The following is a 17,928-nucleotide window of genomic DNA, read 5'->3' as shown; positions in this document are numbered from 1 at the left end:
GCTTATAAAATAAGGTTTTGATAAGGTTAAACTAGGTGTTTTTTGAAAAATGAAATGGTTCTATCCCATGCTAAAGTTGCAGCGGCTTCATCGTATCTTGGAGTGGTATTATTATGAAACCCATGATTGGCTCCGGGGTAAATATAGGCTTGGTAGTTTTTGTTATATTTCTTTAAAGAAGCCTCGTAATCTGGCCAGCCCGCATTTACTCGGGTGTCTAGTTCACCAAATTGTAAAAGGAGCGGCGACTTAATTTTGGCAGTTTGCGCGTCGGAAGGTTGCCCACCATAAAAGGGAACTGCTGCTTTTAACGTTGGTACTTCTACAGCCATCATATTAGATATCCAGCCACCAAAGCAAAAGCCAACAACGCCAATATTACCATCGCAATATTCATGCTCCTTTAAATAGTTGTAAGCAGCAATAAAGTCCTCAAGCATTTCTTTTTTGCCCCGTTTTTTTTGCATGGCTCTACCGTCATCGTCATTTCCAGGGTATCCTCCTAGTGGTGTTAGCGCGTCTGGAGCCAACGAAATAAAACCTTCAATAGCAGTGCGTCTTCCAACATCTTCAATGTAAGGGTTCAGGCCACGATTTTCATGAACTACGATAACTCCTGGTAATTTTTTCTTAGTGCCTTTAGGTGTAGAAAGCAATCCCTTAATACTACCACCTCCTTTTGGTGAATTGTAATGGATGTAATCAGAGTCTAACTTAGGGTCGTTGGGGGCAATTAGTAGGTTGTCTTTATAATTTGGAGAAACAAAACTTAGAAGCGATGAAACCGTTAAACCACCAATGGCAAACAAGGACAATTTTTCTACAAATTGACGACGGTTTATTTTATTGTGTGCGTAGTCATCGTATAAATCGTAAACATCTTGATTTAAATCTTCTTTTTTTAGTGGTTTCATAGGAAATCGGTTTTAGTTTCTAATGCAAATTTTAAAAGGATTCAACTTAATCGTGATTTAAAATTCACGTTTGTTGATTTATAAATTTACAATATTTATATTTATCAGATGCAAGAAAAAGCCGCCTCCTTTTCCATTAAACATTGGAGCCAAGACGACCAACCTCGAGAAAAATTATTGATTAAGGGTAAAATGGCTTTAAGCGATGCCGAGCTGGTGGCTATTTTAATAGGTTCGGGTAATCGAGATGAAAGTGCGGTGGCTTTATGTAAGCGCATTTTAGCGAGTACAAACAATAACTTAAGTGCCTTAGGTAAGTTGTCTATAAAGCAACTTATGGCTTTTAAAGGCATTGGTGAAGCAAAAGCCATTACGATCTTAGCAGCACTAGAGTTAGGGAGAAGACGCCGAGGAGAAGAGGCTCTTGACCGAAAAAAAATAACATCAAGTAAGTCTGTTTTCGAGTTGATGCAACCTATAATAGGGGAGTTGGAGCATGAAGAATTTTGGATTATTTATTTGAATAATTCGAATAAGGTTATACAACAAAATCAATTAAGTAAAGGGGGCATTACGGGAACTTTAGTAGATGTACGTTTGGTATTAAAAACGGCATTAGAAGTTGGTGCTACGGGCTTAATTTTAGCACATAACCATCCTTCAGGAACATTAATCCCTAGTGAAGCCGATAAACAAATTACTCAAAAATTAAAAGTTGCGGCTCAGAGTTTAGATATTAAAGTCTTAGACCATTTAATAATAACAGAAAAGGCATATTTTAGTTTTGCTGATGAAACCTTCCTATAATGCTTTTAGTATACACTCATAATATTTCCCCCCGTTTAAATTATATTTTTAAGCATATATGTGCCAGGGTTTTAGGCTTCGAGGTTAAGTTTACCACAAAAATCGAGGCGTTTATTGCTCATGATAGTTTAAAAATGTCCTACACTAAGCAGGCCCTTGGAAAGGAGTTCTTTGTTAAAAGTCACGACATTTTGTTTGAACAAGGGTTGAGTGATGTTGATATTAATATTCAAAAGTGGGGTAATACGAAATGCTTTTTTCCTAATGGAGATAAAAGTGCCATGCCTTTTGATATTTTTGCGGCTTCCTTTTACATGCTATCGCGTTATGAAGAGTATTTACCTCATGTTAAGGATGAATTCGGTCGTTTTACTGCCGAAGAAAGTTTAGCTTATAAAGAGGGTTTTCTACATCAACCAGTTGTGGATATTTGGGCCTATAAATTTAAAGCCGCTTTACAAGCGCAATTTCCAAAATTTAAATTTCCTAATAAAAGTTATACTGTAAATCCAGTTATTGATGTGCCTTGTCCTTATAATTATAAACTCAAAGGCTTATTGAGAACTTTTGGAGGGGCGCTTTCAGACTTATCAAAATTTAAACTTGTTAGTCTTTATGAGCGATTTGGTGTTTTACTGCGATTTAAACACGATCCTCATGATACTTTTAAGTACCTGTTAAATAGACAAAAGAATGTCAAATCTAATTTTGTTTTCTTTTTCCTAATTGGGCAATTGTCAACATACGATAAAGGGGTTAGTCCAAATAAAAAAGATTTTGTTTCCTTAATTAAACATGTAGCAGACTACTGTAAGGTGGGATTAAAAGTGTCATATTTTGCTTTAGATGATGCTAATCGTTTAAAACGAGAAAAAGAAAAAATGGAAGATATTCTGAATACCAATTTGGAAGCATCTAGGCAATCTCACTCTAAGCTTAATTTACCTGAAACCTATAGAAACCTTATTGCTTTAGAAGTTAAGGAGGATTATACTATGGGGTATTTTAATCATTTGGGGTTTAGGGCAGGTTCATGCACGCCTTTTTTATTTTATGATTTGGATTATGAAGTGCAGACCCCGCTAAAAATCATACCGTATCAACTTATGGATGTTGCGCTTTTAAAACAATGGTCGTTATTGGATAAAAAGAAGGTGTTAAATGAGCTTATCAATACTATAAAGGCTGTAAATGGTGAGTTTGTTCCAGTTTTTCATAATTATACCTTTTCAGAAGATAAAAAATGGGAAGGGTTTAAGGAGTTGTTTAATTTGATTTTAGATTCGGTAGAAGCAGACTAAAGAATTAATACGCTTATTATTTAAGACTTTTGTAACTTTTTCAATGAGAATTGGAATATTGAAAATACGTATCTTTACCTTGCATTTGGTATTTAATAAAAAAAACAAAAAATGAAATTGAAATTTTTATCGATAGGTTTAGCACTTTTTACGACGTGTGTAGCCTTTGCTCAAAAAAGTATTAACGCTTATAAATATGTAATCGTTCCTAGTAAATATGAGTTTTTAAGGGAGGCAGATCAATATCAATTAAATTCATTAACAGCGTTTTTGTTTGAGAAATATGGTTTTACACCAGTTAAGGAAGGTGATGGCGATTATCCACAAGATTTGATTGATAATGGATGCTTAGGTTTAAAAACTAAATTGCATAAAAACTCTAGTATGTTTAATACGAAACTGACTGTTGTTCTTGAAAATTGCTCTGGTCAAGTTGTTTTTACATCTAAAGAAGGTTCCAGTAGAGAAAAGGAATTTAAAACAGCTTATCAATTAGCATTAAGAGAGGCGTTTACTTCTTTAAATACAGTGCACTACAAATATGACAGTGAAAGCGTGGAGGTACCTGTGCCTACTGTGCCACCAGTTAAATTGGCACCACAAGCTCAAGCTAAAACTGTTGCCGTAGCGCCTTTGGTATCCGCGTCACCAAAAGTGGAAGTTCCTGAAAATGCAAATAATATTTTATATGCTCAAAAGATTGAAAATGGTTATCAACTCGTAGACAGCACTCCTAAAGTGGTTTATAAATTACAAAAAACTAATGCTAAGGATATGTTTTTAGTGCGAGGGAAAAGTGCTACTGTTTATAAAAAAGGGGACGAGTGGGTACTTGAATATTATGAAAATGATGTTTTAAAGCAAGAAGTGCTTAATATTAAGTTTTAGATTTTTTGCTAATAACCATATTTATCTTTCCAGCGAGTTTTTAAAAACTCACGATGTGCATGTTCTCTGGCATTATTCCCTGGGTCATACAATTTGGTGTTTTTTATCTCGTTCGGCAGAAATTCTTGGGGTGCAAAATTGTTCTCATAATTATGGGCATATTTGTAATCACTGCCATAACCTAATTCTTTCATTAGTTTTGTAGGTGCATTTCTAATTTCTAAGGGTACGCTCAAATCTCCTGTTTGTTTTACCAATTGCTGTGCTTTTCCTATGGCTGCATAGGCCGCATTACTTTTTGGAGAACAGGCAAGGTAGGTGGCACATTGACTTAAAATTATTCTAGATTCCGGATGGCCTATTGTAGAAACCGCTTGGAATGTATTGTTCGCAATAACTAAAGCTGTAGGGTTGGCATTTCCAATATCTTCGCTGGCTGCTATTAGTAAGCGTCTCGCAATAAACTTAACATCTTCGCCGCCTTCTATCATACGGGCTAACCAATATACAGCAGCATTAGGGTCGCTACCACGAATGGCTTTTATAAATGCCGAAATAATATCGTAATGCTGCTCACCAGTTTTGTCATATCGAATTGTATTGTTTTGAATACGTTGTAAAACAGCTTCGTCTGTGATGTTAACCGTTTCAGAATTATAAGAGTTTACAATAAGCTCAAATATATTAAGCAATTTCCTGCCATCACCACCAGACAGCTTTAATAAGGCGGTGGTTTCTTTCAGTCGAATACTTTTCTTTGATAGAAACTCGTCAGTTTCAATAGCACGATTCAAAAGGGTTTCTAAATCGTTTTTATCAAAAGCATTAAGAATATAAACTTGACAACGTGATAAAAGTGCTGAAATGACTTCAAAACTGGGGTTTTCGGTGGTCGCACCAATTAGGGTAATCCAACCTTTTTCAACGGCTTGTAAGAGCGAATCTTGTTGTGATTTGCTAAATCTATGGATTTCATCAATAAATAAAATCGGATTTTTAGTCGTAAATAAACCACCACTTTGTTTGGCTTTGTCAATAACATCGCGAATATCTTTCACGCCAGAATTAATGGCACTTAAGGTATAAAAAGGCCTTCCAGACTCTGATGCAATTATATTCGCTAAGGTTGTTTTTCCTGTTCCAGGAGGGCCCCAAAAAATCATTGAAGGAATTAAGCCTTGTTTAATGTGCTGTGTTAACGCGCCATTTTTTCCTACCAAATGTGTTTGACTCACATAGTCTGTTAAGGTTTTTGGTCGGAGTCTTTCGGCTAATGGTTCATTCACATTCATAATTGTAAAATTAAAATATTTATTAGGCTTGAGGCCGAATTTAACCAAAGAATTTGAATATAGTTTACGCTAATAACTGTAAAACTGTCAATTTAGCACATGATCCTTTTTGGATAGTTATTTGTTATATTTAGTTTATGAATACCAATAACCAATTTAAATTTTCAACAGGTGTTATCGCATACCCGCTGTTTTTAGTGCTATTTATATGGTTAGTATTCTGGTTTGAGGTACGTTTTGGTTATCATTTTAATAAATATGGTGTGTATCCAAAAACCATTAAAGGGTTAAGAGGTATTGTGTTAAGTCCATTTATACATGGAGATATTAAACATATATACCATAATACGATTCCGTTATTTGTACTTACAACAGCCTTGTTTTATTTCTATAGGCCCATAGCTTGGAAGGTTTTAGGCTATGGTATTTTGCTTTCAGGGTTATTAACCTGGTGCATTGGACGACCATCCTATCATATTGGGGCGAGTGGACTTATTTATGTTTTAGTAAGTTTTACATTTTTTAAAGGGGTTTTTGCTAAACATTACAGATTAATAGCTTTATCGCTCGTTGTTGTTTTTCTGTACGGAAGTATGATTTGGCATACCCTACCCATTGAAGAAGGGATTTCTTGGGAAGGCCATTCAGCAGGGTTAATAACGGGTTTGCTTTTTGCTTTCATTTTTAGAAAACGTATCGCTAAACCCAAAAAGTATGTTTGGGAGCAAGATGATTTCAATGAAGAGGACGACCCTTTTTTAAAACACTTTGATCAAGACGGGAACTTCATAGAAAATCTAGAACTAGAGGAGGAGCACAAGCCAATAAGCTATAACTATATCTATAAAGAGGAAAAAGACACGGATTAACGACGTTGTCTTAAAGCTTCATATAAGAAAGCCCCACAAGCAACGGATACGTTTAAGGATTCAATTTCACCAAGTAAAGGAAGTTTTGCTTTAGCATCAGATACTTTTATAATGGAAGGATTAATACCGCGACCTTCAGAGCCCATTACGATTGCGCAGGGTTCGGTAAAAGAAACATCATAAAGGGTGTCGTTTGTTTTTTCGGTTGCTGAAATAACTTTTATACCAGAAGCTTGCATGAAAAACACAGCATCTTTAATGTGATCCACCTTACAAATAGGTACTTTAAAAACGGCGCCAGCACTTGTTTTAATGGTATCGCCGTTTACGGGCGCACCACCTTTTTTCTGAACGATAATACCATCAACACCAGTACATTCTGCAGTTCTTATGATGGCTCCAAAATTTCTAACATCACTCAGTTGATCTAAAAGTAGAAATAATGGTGTTTTTCCAGACTCCAAGACGTTGGTAACTAACGTTTCCATATCATAAAAGGCAATTGGGGAGATTTGAGCCACAGCACCTTGGTGATTTCCTTTAGAAAGTCTATTTAGTTTTTCAACTGGAACATAAGATTTGTTAATCGATTTCTTGTTCACTAAAGATTCTAGCTCGGAAAATAAATCACCGCTTAAACCTTTTTGAAGGAATACTTTATCTATTGTTTTGTTAGCGTTAATTGCTTCAATTATTGCTCTTATGCCGAATATTTGTGTTTGATCTTCCATTGGGGTAAAGGTATAAAAAAACCACCTCGTTTGAGGTGGTTTAGAATATTTAAGGGTAAATTTTAATGGTCGTCTTCAGCAAAACCTGTTTTTCTGTGACCAGAAATAACATAAGTTTCATCAAGGCTGCTATCGTAAATAGCACTATCGTATTCCCAAGCAAATTCTTCTACTTCAGGGTCAACACGATCTGCTACAGCAACTTCATAACTAGTGTATTTAACCTGTCCACTGTAAAGGGCTATCTTAACATAAATACTATCAACAGGGTTGCCACTAACTGTAGTTCCTTCATTTTTTAGTATTTTACCTTCTAATATTGCAGATCTAATATAACCTGTAGGTTCTATAACCTCTTGGTTTAAACCAGTTGGTTTTGCAGAACCAGATATAACTGTACTAATGTTGTTTGTTAAATCAGTAAAATCAAATGATGCAGAATTAAAGTCTTGAGTACTTCCATCTACGAAAAATTTGCTTTTTATTGGAAACACAGTACCGTGATCTTCTAGCCAAAACTCATTAGAGTTATTGTTTGCTGTATTGTAAATTAAGATCTGGTTACTATGACTGTATTCTATATATTTAGCAGTCATATCTTCGTTATATAACTCATAAAAATAAGTTCCTGAGTAATCTAAAGTATTACTATCCCAAATTTCTAACTCTTCATCGCAAGACGTAAAGCTAACTGAGACTAATACAAGCAACATGTATATTATATTTTTTTTCATCTTCTTTGTTTTTTTTATTCTTTAATCAATTCAACTGCAAAGCTAAATCCACCTTGTTCAACTGCATGTGAAAAAGTTGTTCCGGTAAGTGTAGCGTTCAGGATGTTCCATGGTCCCCAAGGAGAATCAGTAGACATTGCTGTATACGTTGTTCCATCTTGGCTTACGTAGAAGTATGTTTTAAGTCTGTAAGCTAAACCGTAGTTACGGATACCACAACAGTAAACACCTCCAAAGAAATCTGAAGCTAAATAAGTATTCGGTGCTACATTTGTTATTACACAACCTCCAGGCATAGTTTCACCTCTTGCATTACCGGTATAACTTCCGCTAAGGTCTATTGGTGATGTATATCCAGGGTATACAATTACAGTTCTTGTGATTTCTTTTGAAAAACCATCTGAATTTGTAATTGAATATGTTACATAATTGATTCCAATTGTAGCAGTATCTACATTTCCAGTAGCTGTAACGTCTTCAGTAACATCTTCGTCACCTTCAAAAGCTGTTACGCCTGGGTCATTAAAGGTTCCTCCTAATTCAACATACATGGTTTCATCTCCTACAAATTCGATATCATTGTAGTATGTGATACGCGATATATCCGCTGTACTATCATCTTGCTCGCAAGACATGAATGCGATAAGAAATAGTGGTAAAATTTTTATAAGTATATTTTTCATCTTTTTTTTATTTAAAATTATTTACCAGCTTTTTTATTCCACCAAATTTTCTCTAATAGATTTACTTTTTGACCTGGAGAATTAACGTTACTATTTAATACGTTACTTGGGTATACAGGAGCTGCAGGTAAGAAACCATTAGTTTTATCTCTTCCGTTAACTGATATGGTTAACTGTCCAACAGGGAAATTTAAAAAGGCATTTTGTCTATCTGCTTTAATATCCATTTCGCTTACAGAAGGGTATTTAGTTCTGTTGCGCTCTAAGAATGACTCAATGTGTTGGTAGTTCGCATTGGCTACCCATTTCTGCATAGCAATCATTTTGATACCATCTTCAATAGAACCATTTGTCCATGTAGCATAACCAGAAGTTAAAATTGAATTATCTGTGATATCGTTTTGAGCTAAAGAAGCTTCAACAGCCATATCATAATATGCTTTGGCGTTTGTCATGTCTGAAGCTCTTGTGTACACTTCAGCTAAATAGAAGTATACTTCCCAGTCACTCATAATCATTAAGTCCATATCACCCTTGAAAATAGGTTCGCTATAGTCTTCTTGGTCATCAGTGGTTCCATTAGAATTAGAATCTGCTTTAGAATCAAAATCACCAAAGAAAGCACCTTGATGTCCTGAGCTTGGAGCGGTAAATAACGCATCAAGTCTAGGGTCAGAATTTACATTTAAATAATCAACAAACGTTTTACAACCGATAACATTTGTAGATAAGTAACTTGCACCGCCTGCTTCGTACTCTCTCATTGGGTGTCTTTTCCCTTCAGCACTGTCATCCCAGTAGCTACCAGCAATTTTAGCTGAGCTTGTTAAAAAACTGTTACTGTTAACAAAAGCAAGTACTTGACCGTTGTTGTAACCTGTTGTTTCAGATTGACGTAACATTAATTTTAACTTTAAAGATGCTACAAATTTCTTCCAAGCATCCATATCTCCCTCATAGATAAAATCATATTGACTTCTAATAGAAAATGTTGAGTTATCAATTGCTAATAAATCATCAACTCTATTTATCAAATCGGCATAAATACTTTCTGCTGGATCAAATACTGGAGATTTAATAGTGTTACCTTGTAATGCTTCCGAATAAGGAATATCTCCCCAAATATCGGTCATCACTTGCCAAGTATAAATTGAAAGTGCTTCGGCAATATAATAGTACCCTTGGTTATCGGCCGATCCAGATAATTTTTTAATCATATCTAAATCACTTAAAGTTCCTGCTGTTAAACCAGTGTATTGGTTGCTAAAACCTGTTTCTTCATATTCACATAATGTTTTGAACTGAGAAGCCGTATAAGTTTGAGTCCAGTATTCGTTCCAGAATCCTCCAGCAAAACCAAAGTCCCAACCCATTAAATTGTTACCTAAACTGGCTTGTGCAGAAGGTAGGATGATTTCAGGTGAATCGGTTTCTTCCAATACATCTGGATCATGGTTTACATCTAGATAACTATCGCAATTCCAAGCTGTAGTTACTAATGCAAATAATGCTATTTTATATATATATTTTTTCATTATTACTTTTTTATAAGTTAATATTTAGACCTAAAGCAAATGTTTCTTGACTTGGGTTACCCATGAATTCACCGAACTTAGCACTAATATCAGTTCCGAAAGTAGTGTTTTCAGGATCGATATAAGGGTTCTCAGCTGGAGTCCATAAAAGGAAGTTACTTGCTACTGCCGAAATTACGATGCTTTTTAATTTTAATTTGCTACAAAGCGTTTGTGGCATCTCATAGGCCAAAGTAACATTTCTTAGTTTTAAGAAAGACTTGTCAATAACAGCGTATCCATCGCCTTCAAATCCTCCATTACTATAGAAGGTATGTAAAGCTGTTGGATCAACCGGAGTTGAGTTTTCTGAAAATGATCCATCACTATTTTCTACTACCGAATTTGGTATGATAAAAGCGTTTCTATCATTTATAACACTTTCTGGAGAACTTCCTGTCCAGTGCATGTAATCTTTAGTACCAGAGTACATATAACCGCCATATCTAAAATCAAAAGTTGCAGCTAACGAAAGGTTTTTATATCTCAAGGTATTTGTTAAACCCATTCTATACTTTTCGTTGATGTCTTTTCCTAATAACTCTTGATCTGTTGTTTGTTGAGGGTTACCACTACCATCTACTACTGTAGATTCAACACCATTGTGCATCACTTTTTTAGCAGTAGCAAACTTGAACTGTCCTAATGGCATACCTTCAATAGCATATACACCACCAGTACCAAATCCTGAGATAAATACTTCTCCTACGTCTAAACTTTCAACGGTATTTTTGTTTTGAGTGTAGTTCCAGTTGATGTCCCATTGGAAATCATCAGTTCTAATAGGTTTCACATTAACACTAATCTCTACACCTGCATTTCTAACATCACCTAAGTTAGAAGCTATTTGTGTGTATCCACTTGATGGATCAATAGGTAATGTTGCAATTAAACCTTTTGTTAACCTGTTGTAATAAGAAACTTCAAAACCAAAACGATTATTAAACATTCTATTCTCAATACCAACCTCAAACTCTCCTGTTAATTCAGGCTTAAGATCTGAATTCCCTAATACATTAGAGTTACTGTATGAATTTACACCACCTAATGGGAATGTTAAATCGTCTACGTTTGGAAATCCTGGGTTAGTTGAATATCCTGGTACAAATCTGTTATACACTTGGTATACTCCGGCATCATTACCAGTACTACCGTAGGCAACTCTTAATTTTGTAAAATCAAAAACACCTGTGTTAACATCGTGTGATTTTAAGAAATCAGTAATAATAAAACTGGCGTTCACACCTCCATACATGAATGAGTTATTCTCAAGAGGTAGTGTAGAAGACCAGTCATTTCTTGCTGTCATGTTTAAGAAGAAATAATCTTTATAACTAACATCTGCACTAATATAAGCACCTAACAGTCTTCTTTGAGAATGATCTTGACCAGAAGTGGCTGGTGTTAAACTGTTTGAAAGGTTGTAAAAACCTGGCACATCAATAGAAGAAATTTCTCCGTATAATGAAGACCATTTTCTTTCGTTGGCATTAAAACCAGCCAAACCATGAATTGAAGTGTCTTCTCCAATTGTTGTATTATAACTAGCAGTAAAGTCGTGATTCATTTGAACTCTTTGAATACGCTCTTCTCTATATGAACCTGGATTAGCTGTACTAGATCCTGCGTTAATAGCCCCCTCGCTGAAACTAATAATTCCAGTATGTGTTTGTTCGATTGTGTTTTCAATATCACCACCAAAACGGTAAGTTAATTTAAGGTTATCTAAAAGATCATAATCCAATTGAAATTTACCGAAAAACTTATTTTTAACTTGTTCTGCTCCATCATTATCTAAAATAAAGTATGGGTTAACACCGTAAGGTGTAAAGTAGTTGTCTAAGTTATTGAATTTGTTATTGTAATCTTTATGATCTACAATTGAAACATCGTTAGGAATTTCGTATAAAGATCTTAATAAAGAAGTTCCTTGTCCAGTAGGTACAGCATGAGTGATCTCGTTACTGTAGTTAATAGATGAACTAATAAGTAAGTTTTTATATTTGTGAGATCCTCTAGTAGATAATGTTAATCTCTCATAAGTATCCTTGTCTTCTGGTACAACACCATCAACTGAGTTTTGAGACACAGAGAAGTAATATTTTGTGATATCAGAACCACCAGATAATGATAATGAATTCGCAATGTTTTTTCCGTAGTCATAAAAATCTCTTACGTTATCTTCTAAATAAACGTAAGGTTTTATTTGTTGACTGTTATCAACAACGTTACCCCATACACGGTCCTTACCATCATATGCAGATCCCCAGTTTCCATTTTCATCTAGCGCTCTATCTCCACTCCATCCTTGTCCGAATTGAGTTTGTCTTTCAGGTAATACTCCAACTCTTGAAAGAGAGAGAGAGTTATTGAAGTTTACTTGTAGCACGCCTTCTTTACCACTTTTAGTTGTAATCATGATAACACCGTTAGCAGCACGCGAACCATAAATGGCCGTTGCAGATGCTCCTTTAAGTACAGTAAGTGTTTCAATGTCATTCGGGTTAATGGCGTTAATACCAGAACCAAAATCAACTTGTGAGTTTAAGTTATCTCCAGATCTATTCTGATCATTTGTTAATGGAACACCATCTACAATATATAATGGTTGATTGTTCCCGAAAGAAGATGCTCCACGAATGATTACGTTCTGAGTAGAACCAGGTGAAGGCGCTGCAGTAATGTCAACACCAGAAGTTTTACCTTGTAATGCATCCATAGTATTTACTACTTTAGCACTAGTTAATTCTGTGTTGTCAAAAGATTGAACAGAAGAACCAACGGCTTTTCTTTCTTTTGAAATCCCCATTGCAGTCACAACTACTTCGTCTAATGATTCAGCATCTTCTTTTAATACCACGTTAATGGTTTCTTTAGAAACTGTAACGTCTTTTGTCGTGTAACCAACAAAACTAAAAACAAGAACATCTCCTGTTTCTGCAAGAATCGAATAATTACCATCGAAATCTGTTGAGGTACCATTTGCTGTACCTTTTACTAAGACTGTCGTTCCAGGAAGCGGTAGGCCAGTATCATCTGTAACCGTACCTGAAATTGTCTTTTCTTGTGCAAACGTAAGTTGCACAACTAACACTAGTAATAGCGTTAGAATTCCACTAAACTTTGTTTTCATTTTATAATTATTTGAATTAGTCACGCCAAAAGTCATAATAATAAGTTAATAAAACAACAAATTATGGTTAAAATTTACCAATTAGGTTAAAAAATGTAATAAAATTGTAATCGAATATCAAAAATTAGCTAATAAACTTAAATGTAGCTTTGAATTTGAGAATTTGAAATTCGAGCCTTCATTTTTGCCGTTTGCGTAGTTTAATTTAAACAATCCAGCCTTAGTTAATAGTCCGAAACCAAAACCATAACCAAAAAGTTTTTGGTCTGCATTGGCTATTTGGTTTTCAAAATAGGATGCATCTATTATGGAGTGTATGTAGATGCTATTGTTAATTTGGTAGCGATATTCTGTGTTAATTACACCATAAAGTGTGGCGTAAATACTATTTTCTTCAAAACCTCTAACAGAATTAATACCTCCAAAGCGTAGTAACTCATTTTCAAAATAGGTGTCGGAAATTAAAGTAGCGCCATTAACTCTTAAATAAAGACTATTCTTTGGATTGAGATTAAATATTTTAAAAGCATCTAGAGTAAAATTTGATTGCTTTTCTTTAGTGTCTGTCGTTTTGCGATTTCCATATCCAGCTTCGGCATATAGTTTTGAGTTTAATGGAAAAAGGCGGTTTAATACTTGCGCATTTAAAAATTGATAAGCTATATTGTAATTAAATGTTTCGAAGTCCGATAATAGTCCTGTAGGATTAGAAGAAAGTAAGTTGTTTGATTCTGTCGCTGTTATACCAGCAAAAGTTTTATGCTTTGCGTTAATTTGATAATGAATCTTTACTGATTGATTCGCGGTTGTGAAGGAGGAATCCTTTTTAAATATGCGTAGCATGAAATCGACACCTATAGGTGACTTAAATAAATAGGGTATTGATAAATCGGCCTCGAATGTTTTTTGATCATTTTCATCGCTTTTATATAGCACCCTAAATGCTTCTCCATAGTTTAAATTATTAATAAGGCTTAAATTCAGGTAGCCATCAAATTCCAATTTGTTGGTGTTTTCGTTTGTTCCAAAACCTAAAAACCCATCAAAAGTATTGCTTTTTGTTTTTTCTAAATAGAGGTATAGGTTAGTTGAATCTTGAGAAAATAATACTTCCGGAGTTTTTGTTTCTCGTGCAAAAGCTAGGTTGTTGAGTTGTGTTGTTTTGTTTTGAATGGTTTGCAGATCGAAAATTTGGTTAGGTTTAATTTTTAAGTAGTGTTTTACGTAGGATCTTGGAAACTTTTCGTAGCCTTTTATTATAATTTCATTGATGGTTCTTTTTGAAGAAGAACGGTTTAAGGTTAAATCGGCTTCTAGCCTGTTTTTTGATTGTTTTCGAATATTAGTAAGGTTTAGTTTTGAGAATGGAAAGCCATTTTTTGAAAACTCTGAATTAATAAAGTTTAAACCACTTTCTATTTCTGTAATATGTAGTGTGAAATAATCATCTGTTATTTCTTTTGAAATGCGTTTTAAAGTTGATTTTTCTACCTCTAGATTATTGTAGTATATATATATGGTGTTGAATTTCTTTTTTAGATGAATTTCAGAACGAAACGTAGAGTCATTAATTTTTTCAATACCCATCAATTGATTTTCAATATAACCTTGTTTTAATAAGGTGTTCTGAAAGTTTTCAATTTCTGACGATATGGATTGGTAGTCAATGTGGGTTTTAGAATAATTTAATGAATCTATTGTGGCTGTTTCAGTTTTTGAGCCACCATAAATGATAAGGTGTAAGTTTTGGCAAAACCCTTCCGAAGAAAAAAGTATATATATAAGGATAAAGAGATAGGTTGGTTTATGCACTTTTATAACGGCTAATTTAATGTGTAAATCTAACGGAAAATAAAGGCTAATAATATAATAGCGCAAATTATTTTTACTTTCTGTTGAAAATTAATGAATTAGGATTTGAAATCTAATTTTTAATTTCTACCTTTGCAGCCCTCTTAGAAGAGGATAATAAAATTTATATATAATATATATGCCAACAATTTCGCAATTAGTAAGAAAAGGAAGAGCCAAAATAACCAAGAAGAGTAAATCGGCTGCTTTAGATTCTTGTCCGCAAAGACGTGGTGTGTGTACTCGTGTTTACACAACGACTCCTAAAAAACCTAACTCAGCAATGCGTAAGGTAGCAAGGGTTCGTTTAACGAACGGTAACGAGGTTAACGCATACATCGGTGGTGAAGGACATAACCTACAAGAGCACTCGATAGTATTGGTTAGAGGTGGAAGGGTAAAAGATTTACCAGGAGTTAGATATCACATTGTACGTGGTGCTTTAGACACAGCAGGTGTTTCAGGTAGAACGCAACGTAGATCTAAGTATGGTGCAAAACGCCCTAAGAAGTAATTAAAACTTTAAGAAGAAGACATGAGAAAAAGAGCAGCAAAAAAGAGACCGCTTTTACCGGATCCGCGTTTTAACGACCAGTTAGTAACTCGTTTCGTTAACATGATGATGTGGGATGGTAAGAAATCGGTAGCTTTTAAAGTATTCTACGATGCAATTGATATTGTAGATTCGAAAAAAACTGACGAAGAGAAAACAGCTTTAGAGATCTGGAAAGATGCTTTATCTAATGTGATGCCTCACGTAGAAGTACGTAGTCGTCGTGTTGGAGGTGCAACATTCCAAATTCCAATGCAAATCCGTCCAGACCGTAAGGTTTCTACAGCGATGAAATGGCTTATTAGCTATTCTCGTAAAAGAAATGAAAAGTCTATGGCGTTACGTTTAGCTACTGAGATTTTAGCAGCAGCTAAAGAAGAAGGAGCAGCCGTTAAGAAAAGAGTTGATACTCACAAAATGGCAGAAGCAAACAAAGCATTCTCTCACTTTAGATTTTAATAGAAATGGCAAGAGATTTAAGATTAACTAGAAATATTGGTATTGCTGCACATATTGATGCAGGTAAAACCACTACTACAGAACGTATTCTTTATTATACGGGTGTGTCTCATAAAATTGGTGAAGTACATGATGGTGCTGCAACAATGGACTGGATGGAGCAAGAGCAAGAAAGAGGTATTACAATTACTTCTGCTGCAACAACTTGTGAGTGGAAATTCCCTTTAGAGAATGCACAGCCATTACCAGATACAAAAGATTATCACTTTAATATTATTGATACTCCGGGCCACGTTGATTTTACGGTTGAAGTAAACCGTTCATTACGTGTACTTGATGGATTAGTATTCTTATTTAGTGCAGTTGATGGTGTTGAGCCTCAATCTGAAACTAACTGGAGACTAGCTGATAACTATAAAGTGCCTAGAATTGGTTTCGTTAACAAAATGGACCGTCAAGGATCAGACTTTTTAAATGTTTGTCAACAAGTAAAAGATATGTTAAAGTCTAATGCGGTGCCAATCGTTTTAAACATTGGTGACGAAGATGACTTTAAAGGTATTATCGATTTAGTTAAGAATAGAGCAATTATCTGGCATGATGATACACAAGGGGCAACTTTTGATGTTATTGAAATTCCAGAAGAGCTTAAAGCTGAAGCTAAAAAATATAGAGCTTTATTAATTGAAGAAGTAGCAGGTTACGACGAGAACTTACTTGAAAAATTCATGGAAGATGAAGATTCTATTACAGAAGATGAAGTGCACGCTGCACTTAGAGCTGCTGTAATGGATATGGCTATCATTCCAATGATTTGTGGTTCTGCTTTTAAGAATAAAGGGGTACAGTTCTTATTAGATGCTGTTTGTCGTTATTTACCTTCTCCAGTGGATAAAGAAGGAATCGTAGGAACAGATCCTGATTCAGGAGATTCTATTTTACGTAAACCAGATGTAAAGGAGCCATTTGCTGCTTTAGCATTTAAAATTGCTACCGATCCTTTCGTAGGACGTTTAGCTTTCTTTAGAGCATATTCTGGTCGTTTAGATGCAGGTTCTTACGTTTTAAATAACCGTTCAGGTAAAAAAGAGCGTATTTCTCGTATCTATCAAATGCATGCTAACAAGCAAAATGCAATTGACTTTATAGAAGCTGGAGATATTGGAGCTGCTGTTGGATTTAAATCTATCAAAACAGGAGATACCCTTTCTTCTCAAGAGCATCCTATTGTTTTAGAATCTATGGACTTCCCAGATCCAGTAATTGGTATCGCGGTTGAGCCTAAAACTAAGGCAGATGTAGATAAATTAGGTATGGGATTAGCTAAGTTAGCTGAAGAAGATCCTACATTTACTGTGCGTTCAGATGAGGCTTCAGGACAGACTATTATCTCTGGAATGGGTGAGCTTCACTTAGATGTAATTGTTGATCGTTTAAAACGTGAATTCAAAGTAGAAGTTAACCAAGGTCAACCACAAGTTGAGTATAAAGAAGCTATCACACAATCTGCAGATCATAGAGAGGTTTATAAGAAACAATCTGGTGGTCGTGGTAAGTTTGCCGATATCGTATTTACGGTAGAGCCAGCTGAAGAAGGTGCTGTAGGTTTACAGTTTGAATCTATTATTAAAGGTGGTAACGTTCCTAAAGAATTTATCCCTTCAATTGAAAAAGGATTTAAATTAGCGATGGTTAATGGTCCTTTAGCAGGATACGAAATTGATGCTATGAAAGTAACATTGAAAGATGGGTCTTACCACGATGTGGATTCGGATCAACTTTCTTTCGAATTAGCTGCTAAATTAGGATTTAAAGCTTGTGCTAAAGCTGCAAAAGCTGTAATCATGGAGCCAATCATGAAACTTGAGGTAATTACTCCTGAAGAAAACATGGGTGACATTGTTGGAGATTTAAACAGAAGACGTGGACAAGTTAGTGACATGGGAGATAGAGCAGGTGCAAAAACTGTAAAAGCTACTGTGCCATTATCTGAGATGTTTGGATATGTAACTACATTAAGAACATTATCTTCAGGTCGTGCAACATCAACAATGGAATTTTCACACTACGCTGAAACACCTTCTAACATATCTGAAGAGGTTATCAAAGCAGCAAAAGGAGAATAATCTTAAAAAGTTA

The 17,928-nt window shown here is 35.0% G+C and carries 15 protein-coding genes; 7 read left to right on the top strand and 8 right to left on the bottom strand.

The features are described from left to right. Positions 1 to 26: 26 nt before the first annotated feature. Positions 27 to 914, bottom strand: a complete 888-nt coding sequence (locus tag KO493_RS02195) for a dienelactone hydrolase family protein (RefSeq protein WP_216066296.1) — start codon at positions 912 to 914, stop codon at positions 27 to 29. A gap of 108 nt (positions 915 to 1,022) precedes the next feature. On the opposite strand from KO493_RS02195, the gene radC reads away from it, so the two are divergent. The 3 genes from radC (at position 1,023) to KO493_RS02180 (ending at position 3,910) form a co-directional block, all read left to right on the top strand. Continuing rightward, entirely contained in the window at positions 1,023 to 1,721 is a 699-nt protein-coding gene (gene radC, locus KO493_RS02190; protein WP_216066295.1) for a RadC family protein, read from the top strand. After that, the gene (locus KO493_RS02185) at positions 1,721 to 3,022 is read left to right on the top strand and encodes a polysaccharide deacetylase family protein (RefSeq protein WP_216066294.1); all 1,302 of its coding nucleotides are present in this window, start codon (positions 1,721 to 1,723) and stop codon (positions 3,020 to 3,022) included. Before radC ends, KO493_RS02185 begins: the two co-directional genes overlap by 1 nt. A gap of 111 nt (positions 3,023 to 3,133) precedes the next feature. Continuing rightward, positions 3,134 to 3,910, top strand: coding sequence for a hypothetical protein (locus KO493_RS02180; protein WP_216066293.1), 777 nt, complete (start codon positions 3,134 to 3,136; stop codon positions 3,908 to 3,910). 8 nt (positions 3,911 to 3,918) lie between these two features. On the opposite strand, the gene KO493_RS02175 is transcribed toward KO493_RS02180, so the two are convergent. After that, positions 3,919 to 5,196 carry a replication-associated recombination protein A gene (locus KO493_RS02175; protein WP_216066406.1) on the bottom strand — a complete coding sequence of 426 codons (1,278 nt, stop codon included), beginning with the start codon at positions 5,194 to 5,196 and terminating at the stop codon, positions 3,919 to 3,921. 143 nt (positions 5,197 to 5,339) lie between these two features. On the opposite strand from KO493_RS02175, the gene KO493_RS02170 reads away from it, so the two are divergent. After that, positions 5,340 to 6,071 carry a rhomboid family intramembrane serine protease gene (locus KO493_RS02170; RefSeq protein WP_216066292.1) on the top strand — a complete coding sequence of 244 codons (732 nt, stop codon included), beginning with the start codon at positions 5,340 to 5,342 and terminating at the stop codon, positions 6,069 to 6,071. Here KO493_RS02170 and rlmB read toward each other — a convergent pair. The 6 genes from rlmB to KO493_RS02140 all read right to left on the bottom strand — a co-directional run bounded on the left by rlmB (position 6,068) and on the right by KO493_RS02140 (position 14,804). After that, positions 6,068 to 6,802 (bottom strand): 23S rRNA (guanosine(2251)-2'-O)-methyltransferase RlmB, encoded by a 735-nt coding sequence (gene rlmB / locus KO493_RS02165; RefSeq protein WP_216066291.1) that lies wholly within the window; start codon positions 6,800 to 6,802, stop codon positions 6,068 to 6,070. The two genes, KO493_RS02170 and rlmB, sit on opposite strands and share 4 nt — an antisense overlap. Before the next feature lie 62 nt (positions 6,803 to 6,864). Then, positions 6,865 to 7,536: a lipid-binding protein gene (locus tag KO493_RS02160; protein WP_216066290.1), complete on the bottom strand. Its 672-nt coding sequence runs from the start codon at positions 7,534 to 7,536 to the stop codon at positions 6,865 to 6,867. Positions 7,537 to 7,550: 14 nt separating this feature from the next. After that, positions 7,551 to 8,219, bottom strand: a complete 669-nt coding sequence (locus KO493_RS02155) for an immunoglobulin-like domain-containing protein (RefSeq protein WP_216066289.1) — start codon at positions 8,217 to 8,219, stop codon at positions 7,551 to 7,553. Positions 8,220 to 8,236: 17 nt separating this feature from the next. After that, the gene (locus KO493_RS02150; protein ID WP_216066288.1) at positions 8,237 to 9,754 is read right to left on the bottom strand and encodes a SusD/RagB family nutrient-binding outer membrane lipoprotein; all 1,518 of its coding nucleotides are present in this window, start codon (positions 9,752 to 9,754) and stop codon (positions 8,237 to 8,239) included. Positions 9,755 to 9,764: 10 nt separating this feature from the next. Continuing rightward, positions 9,765 to 12,926, bottom strand: coding sequence for a SusC/RagA family TonB-linked outer membrane protein (locus KO493_RS02145; protein WP_216066287.1), 3,162 nt, complete (start codon positions 12,924 to 12,926; stop codon positions 9,765 to 9,767). A 117-nt stretch (positions 12,927 to 13,043) separates the two neighbouring features. Then, positions 13,044 to 14,804: a POTRA domain-containing protein gene (locus KO493_RS02140; protein ID WP_252723135.1), complete on the bottom strand. Its 1,761-nt coding sequence runs from the start codon at positions 14,802 to 14,804 to the stop codon at positions 13,044 to 13,046. 112 nt (positions 14,805 to 14,916) lie between these two features. Between KO493_RS02140 and rpsL the strand changes: the two genes are divergently transcribed. Genes rpsL through fusA form a run of 3 tightly spaced genes read left to right on the top strand, consistent with a single transcriptional unit; the run spans position 14,917 to position 17,915 of the window. Continuing rightward, the gene (gene rpsL / locus KO493_RS02135) at positions 14,917 to 15,291 is read left to right on the top strand and encodes a 30S ribosomal protein S12 (RefSeq protein WP_019386263.1); all 375 of its coding nucleotides are present in this window, start codon (positions 14,917 to 14,919) and stop codon (positions 15,289 to 15,291) included. Positions 15,292 to 15,312: 21 nt separating this feature from the next. Then, positions 15,313 to 15,789: a 30S ribosomal protein S7 gene (gene rpsG, locus KO493_RS02130; protein WP_216066286.1), complete on the top strand. Its 477-nt coding sequence runs from the start codon at positions 15,313 to 15,315 to the stop codon at positions 15,787 to 15,789. 5 nt (positions 15,790 to 15,794) lie between these two features. Further along, positions 15,795 to 17,915, top strand: coding sequence for an elongation factor G (gene fusA, locus KO493_RS02125; protein WP_216066285.1), 2,121 nt, complete (start codon positions 15,795 to 15,797; stop codon positions 17,913 to 17,915). Positions 17,916 to 17,928: the final 13 nt, after the last annotated feature.

Origin of the sequence: Pseudotamlana agarivorans (assembly GCF_018860245.1) — a bacterium.
Classification (GTDB): Bacteria; Bacteroidota; Bacteroidia; order Flavobacteriales; family Flavobacteriaceae; genus Pseudotamlana; species Pseudotamlana agarivorans_A.
Note: the sequence above shows the minus strand (reverse complement) of the source record. Positions and strands in the feature narration are given on the sequence as shown.